This window comes from Pseudomonadota bacterium (genome assembly GCA_011049115.1).
Taxonomy (GTDB): domain Bacteria; phylum Desulfobacterota; class Anaeroferrophillalia; order Anaeroferrophillales; family Tharpellaceae; genus DSCM01.
Genome location: DSCM01000124.1, coordinates 1 through 5692, shown reverse-complemented (window position 1 = coordinate 5692; position 5692 = coordinate 1). Strand labels below are relative to the sequence as shown.

Below are 5692 nucleotides of genomic sequence, written 5' to 3'. Positions count from 1 at the left end.
TCGTGGTACTGGTCCGGTACGGAGTATGCAGCCAATCCGGATAACGCCTGGATCATTTTCGATAATCACAACTGGTCAAATTTCGGTTGTCATAACTAAGCAGCTTTGCCGAACCCCAAACCCACCGGGTTTCAGCCCAGCCAACCCTGAACCTTCACGGGCACCTTTCCAGCCCCGGCCAATCATTACCCTATAACAAGATCGGGCTTATTGAACAATGGATTGAGTCCGACCCGCCAGCAGGATATTCTGGGCGGCGAGCAGCGCGTCTTATCGATCAGCGGGCTGCTTGCCTTCGGATCAGTCGACATGATAGTTCCCGGCGGTCGCCATGAGGTTAAGCCGGCTTTTTCAGCTTTGTCGTGAGCAGGACGGCAAGGCCGGTCAGCATGGCGCAGAGCCAGAAAGCGATGCGGAAAGAGCCGGTAAGATCGGCGAGGTAGCCGGCCGTGGCCGGGCCGATAATCTGGCCGACGCCGAAAAACAGGGTGATAAAACCAAAAGCTCGCGGCGCTTGCTCGGCCCCCAGATAGTCGCCGACCGTGGCCGCCATGATCGTGGGAATGCTCCATACCGCCAGTCCGAAGATTCCGATCGAAAGATAGAGACAAAAATTCGGCAGCCGGGCCGCTACCAACAGGTAGGCTATGGTAAACAAACCATAGATCAGCATGATGCTCCGGCGGCGGCCGATGCGGTCCGACAGCGAGCCGAACAATGGCCCGGAAAACAGGCTCAAGGCTCCGACCGCGGCCCAGAAGGTGCCGGCCGCGCCTTCGCCGAAGCCTTTTTCCTGGACCATCATGACCACGATGAAGGTCGCGTAGACGACATAGGTGGCGCCGAACAGTGAGTAGATCAGGCCGAGATGGATCATGGTGCGCCGGGCGGGAGCGGCGGCGCGGCCCGCGGGATGGCCGGAGTCCGTCACGGGTCTCGGGGTTGCCGGGGGATCGACACCTAAGGGTTCAAGCCCTTTTTCCCGAGGGTGGTTGCGCAGCAGCAGGCCGACGATCAGAGCCGCGGCCAGGGTCATCAGGCCCATGCTCCACCAACCGGTGCGCCAGCCCTCGAGGCCCAGGCTGCGATTGATATAGGGGATATAAAACCCGGCAAAGATAATCGCCAGGCCGTTGCCGGAAAGCATGACACCGGCGGCGCGGCCCCGCAGGCTGCGACGAAACCAGTGCGAGATCAGTCCCATCATCGGCACGTTGGCCAGCCCGCTGCCGACCCCGGTCAGAAAATACAGACCAAGAATCACCGCGAAGTTGCCGGCCCGGCTGATGAGCAGCATGGTGGCCGCCACCAGAAGCAGCCCCCAGGTGATTGTCGTCCGGGTGCCGAGACGCCCGGCCACTTTGCCGGCCAGGGCGACCGCGACCATGTAGCCGACGAAATTACCGGTGCCGATCAGGCCCATCTGGGAATGGCTGAGCTTGAGAAAACCGCCCATCGCCGGCAGCAGCATGCCCAGGGAAAAACGACCCAGGCCCAGGCAGGCGAAAAGAACCAGCAGGCCGCTGCCGACAATTATCCAGCTGTAATGCGGGCCGGTTTTTTTCTGCTGGTGGGCGGGGGCCCCGGACGGGGACTTGCTTGAGGTCGCGGGCATGGGCTTTTCCTGTTTTAAGGCTTGACAAGGGCCGGCAGAAATTAGTTGTCGCCGGGTTCAGAATAATGTTACAGAAAAATATCCGGCGCAGAGCCAAAAATTAGTAACGTAATTGTTTGGCTTTGTCCATGTTTTTTCAGGCGCGGCTTTGAATGTCGGAGGTTGTTTAAACAAGTAAGCGGTTCTCGTGACCGCGGCGGAAGAAAGGCAGGTTCATGATGGTGGAAGTCGATTACGATAAAATGATAGCTTTTCACGGGCACAGCTGCCCGGGGCTGGCCATGGGCTATCGCATGACCAGGGCGGCCATGGTTTATCTGGAGCAGCGGCAGCGTTCCGAGGATGATGAACTGGTGGCGATTACGGAAAACAACGCCTGCGGCGTCGATGCCCTGCAGTTTATCAGCGGTTGCACCTTCGGGAAGGGCAATCTGATTTTCAAGGATTACGGCAAGCAGGTCTATACCTTTTACGACCGTAAGACCGGGGCCGGGGTCCGGGTTTCTCTGAACCAGATGAAAATTCCCGGCGATCTGCGCAGCAACCGGCCAGAATTTATCAAATGGCTGCTGGCGGCCGATGAGGACCGCTTGGTTTCTCTTCAGCCGGTCCGGATTGACGAGCTCGAGAAGGCTCGGGCGATGGCCTCGATTGTCTGCGAGCTCTGCGGCGAGGCGGCCATGGAAAGTCGAATCCGGGAGCATCAGGGGAAAAACTACTGCATCCCTTGTTATGAAAAGCTGGTTTGAGCCGGCCCCGCCCGGCGGAGTAAAAACGGCAAGTTGGTCAAAACCTATGGGACTGATTGTGAATCAGGGTTGGTAGTTATCGGATCGGAGCATGCTTTTTCATGAATCTCTGTCAACTTTTGCAGACGGAACGCCGGGCTCTGATAGACGAATGGGTGCGCCAGTTAAGTCGAACGATCAGCGCCCGCTACCGCGAGCGGGCCTTAGCGGAGCTTCGGGAAACCGTGGCCCGGGCCTATGACGGCAATTACTCGGTGATCTGCGACCATGATTGGCAGCCGATTGAGGATTTTATCGTTTTTATCACCCGCCTGCGTCTGGAACGCGGTTTTTCCCTTTCCGAGGTACAGAAGGCTTTCGGTATTTTCCGTGTCATTTTGCTTCGTCGCCTGCCTCTGGTTTTTCAGGGAGAGGAGTTGGTTAGCGCCCTGCTGGCGGTCAATAACTCGGTGGATGTTACGATCAATCGCTTCAGCGAATATTTTCAGGGTAAACATGAAGAGGAAATGCGGGGTTTTCTCGAAAACCTGGAGGGAAAGGTCAAGGAGAGAACCGAGCAGCTCTATAATTCGGAGAATCGTTATCGTACCCTGGTTGAAGAAATCAGTGACGGTTATTTTGTCTGTTATCAGGGCCGGCTGATCTTTGCCAATCGGGCACTTGGTCGCATGCTTGGGCGACGCTCGGAAAGGCTGGTCGGGAAGAGTTTTGCCGAGCTTTTCGCCGGCGGCGACGAAGAGCTGACCGCGGCGCTTGACCGGGAGGTTTTCGCGACCGAAGCCCTGAAGGCCGACGGCAGTCGCTTTCCGGTGGAAATTAAATTGAACCAGGTGCAGTATGACGGCCTACCGGCTCTGGCCGGGGTCTGCCGGGATATTGTCGAGCGGATGGCTCTGGCCCGGCGGGAGCTGGAAAATGAACGTCTGCTGGTGATCGGTCGGGTGGCCACGGTTTTTGCCCACGAGATTCGCAATTCGCTGTCTTCGATCAAGGTTAATGTCCGGGTCTTGCAAAGACGTCTGGAACTTGTGGAAAACGACAAGCGGCGGATGGGAATCATCTTGCGCGATATCGAGAAGCTGGACCGGTTGTTGCGCGATACCTTGTTGTTTTCGCGCCCGCTCGAGATCAATCCCCAGCTTTATGATCTTAATCTGTTATTGGCCGCCGCCGTGCAGCGTTTTGAAGCTCGTCTGGCCGCGTCCGGGATCAGGGTGATTCTGGAGCTTGACGAAAACCTGTCGAAACTGAAGGTTGACTGCGGCAGCATGGAGATTGTCTTTGACAATCTTATCGTTAATGCGATTGAGGCGCTGGCCGAAAGCGCCCACAAGCAGTTGAGCGTCAGGACCTTGCGGAGCAGCGATGAGGAAAGGGGATATGGGCTGGAGGTGGTGGTTGCCGACAGCGGTTGCGGTCTTGGCGATGCGGAGCTGGGGCAGATTTTTCAGCCTTTTTATACCACGAAAAAGAATGGAATCGGTTTGGGTTTGAGTAATGTTTTCAGGGTTGTAGAGCAGCATGGCGGTTTTATTACAGTCACCAGCGAGCTTGCTCGGGGAACCGTATTTAAGGTTTGGTTGCCGTGTCTGAAGCCGTAAAAATAGTTATTGTTGATGATAATCTTGAGCTGCTTGAAAGTCTGGAGCTCTATTTTCGTGAAAAAGGCTACCGGGTTGCCGCGGCGGTTAACGGTGAGGCCGGGCTTGAGTTGATCCGGCAAAGCCGCCCTCGGGTCGCGATTGTTGATCTGCGCCTGCCTGGTCTCGGCGGTCTGGAAATCCTGCGGGCTCTGCGCGGCGATGGGAGTCCCTGCCGGGTGGTCGTCATTACCGCCTATCAGGAGATGGAAACCACGGTTCAGGCGATTAAACTGGGGGCTTTTGATTATCTGCACAAGCCGATTGATATCGACGCCCTGGACGCGGTTGTCGAAAAAGCCTTGAGTGCTTTGCCCGAATCCGAATTTGTCCAGGTCGTGGCCGAGGATTTCAAGGAAAACACGATTGTTGGTCGCTCCAATGAACTTAAAGAGATTTTTAAGTTAATCGGTCTGCTTTCCGAGATCAAGACCACGGTTCTGATTGTCGGCGAAAGCGGCACCGGGAAGGAGCTGGTGGCCAGGGCGATTCACTATCACGGGGTTCTCGCTCGGGAGCCCTTTGTCGCCCTTAATTGTTCGGCGATTGTCGAAAATCTATTTGAAAGCGAACTCTTCGGTTATGAAGAAGGCAGCTTTACCGGGGCTCGCGGCAGTAAACCGGGTAAACTCGAGGTGGCCGGTAACGGCACCCTGTTTCTTGATGAAATCAGCGAGATTCCGGTGCATCTTCAGGCCAAGCTGTTGCGTTTTATACAAGAGCGTGAATTCGAGCGGGTCGGCGGCAATCGTCGCATAAAATTCAATGCCAGAATCATTGCCGCGACCAATCGTGATCTCGGACGAATGGTGGAAAACGCTGAATTTCGCGAGGATCTTTATTTTCGTCTCAAGGTTTTTGAGATCACGATTCCACCGCTGCGCAAACGCAAGGAGGATATTCCTCTGCTGGCTGAATACCTGGTGGAAAAGATCAACCGCAACCTGGGAAAAAACATTCAGCGCATTCCTTTGTCAGCGATCAATCGTTTTATGGAATATGACTGGCCCGGCAATATCCGGGAACTGGAAAATGTGCTCACCCGGGCCGTGGTCATGGCCAAGGGTGATTGCCTGCAGGATGACTGTATCGCCGACCTCCTGCAGCAGCCCCGGGCTTTATTCCCGTCTCCGTCGTCCCCAGGCCCGCTTGCAAACGTCCCGCTCCAGCCCTTGCGCGAAGTCGAAGCTCGCCACATCCTGACGGTTCTCGAACACTGTCACGGCAATATCTCCCGGGCCGCTCGTATTCTCGGCATTACCCGCCCGACTCTGCGCGCCAAGCTCAAATCCCTGTCGCCGGGTAACCCCGAGAACGATCCGCTTGGATAAAAAGAACCCACCTGGTAAAAAAATATCCATCTGTTTTTTGTCGCCTCTTCCCATTTAGTATGTAAAAAAAAATTCTATCGTCGGCGCGATAGCTTGATTTTTACAGGCTATAAAATTTATTTAATTACCTTGTTTTATTTGAAATTTTTGTTTGAGCTTTGATTTTGGTGGATGTTCTGGGCTATCCCCTTTTTCTGTTTTTAGTAAAATATTATTTTATGGTACGGTGTTTGCTCGGTTAAGGTGCGGGTTATTTGGTGCTGCTGGAATTTTATGCGATTTGGATTTTGGGAGGGGAGAATGAAGATTAGAACTGGATTAGTGGGGTTGTTGGTGTTTATAGGGGTTGGCCTTTTG

General features: G+C 55.0%; 4 protein-coding genes. 3 read left to right on the top strand and 1 reads right to left on the bottom strand.

The window, feature by feature from the left end:
- Nucleotides 1–337: 337 nt before the first annotated feature.
- Nucleotides 338–1615 carry an MFS transporter gene (locus ENN66_10760; protein HDS17061.1) on the bottom strand — a complete coding sequence of 426 codons (1278 nt, stop codon included), beginning with the start codon at nucleotides 1613–1615 and terminating at the stop codon, nucleotides 338–340.
- Nucleotides 1616–1830: 215 nt separating this feature from the next.
- Between ENN66_10760 and ENN66_10755 the strand changes: the two genes are divergently transcribed.
- From ENN66_10755 to ENN66_10745, 3 genes are all read left to right on the top strand, one after another.
- Nucleotides 1831–2364, top strand: coding sequence for a formylmethanofuran dehydrogenase (locus ENN66_10755; GenBank protein ID HDS17060.1), 534 nt, complete (start codon nucleotides 1831–1833; stop codon nucleotides 2362–2364).
- A gap of 101 nt (nucleotides 2365–2465) precedes the next feature.
- On the top strand, nucleotides 2466–3965 hold the full coding sequence (locus tag ENN66_10750) for a PAS domain S-box protein (protein ID HDS17059.1): 1500 nt from the start codon (nucleotides 2466–2468) through the stop codon (nucleotides 3963–3965).
- Nucleotides 3950–5335 carry a sigma-54-dependent Fis family transcriptional regulator gene (locus tag ENN66_10745; GenBank protein HDS17058.1) on the top strand — a complete coding sequence of 462 codons (1386 nt, stop codon included), beginning with the start codon at nucleotides 3950–3952 and terminating at the stop codon, nucleotides 5333–5335. The genes ENN66_10750 and ENN66_10745 overlap by 16 nt, the downstream gene beginning before the upstream one ends.
- The last annotated feature ends 357 nt before the right edge of the window (nucleotides 5336–5692 follow it).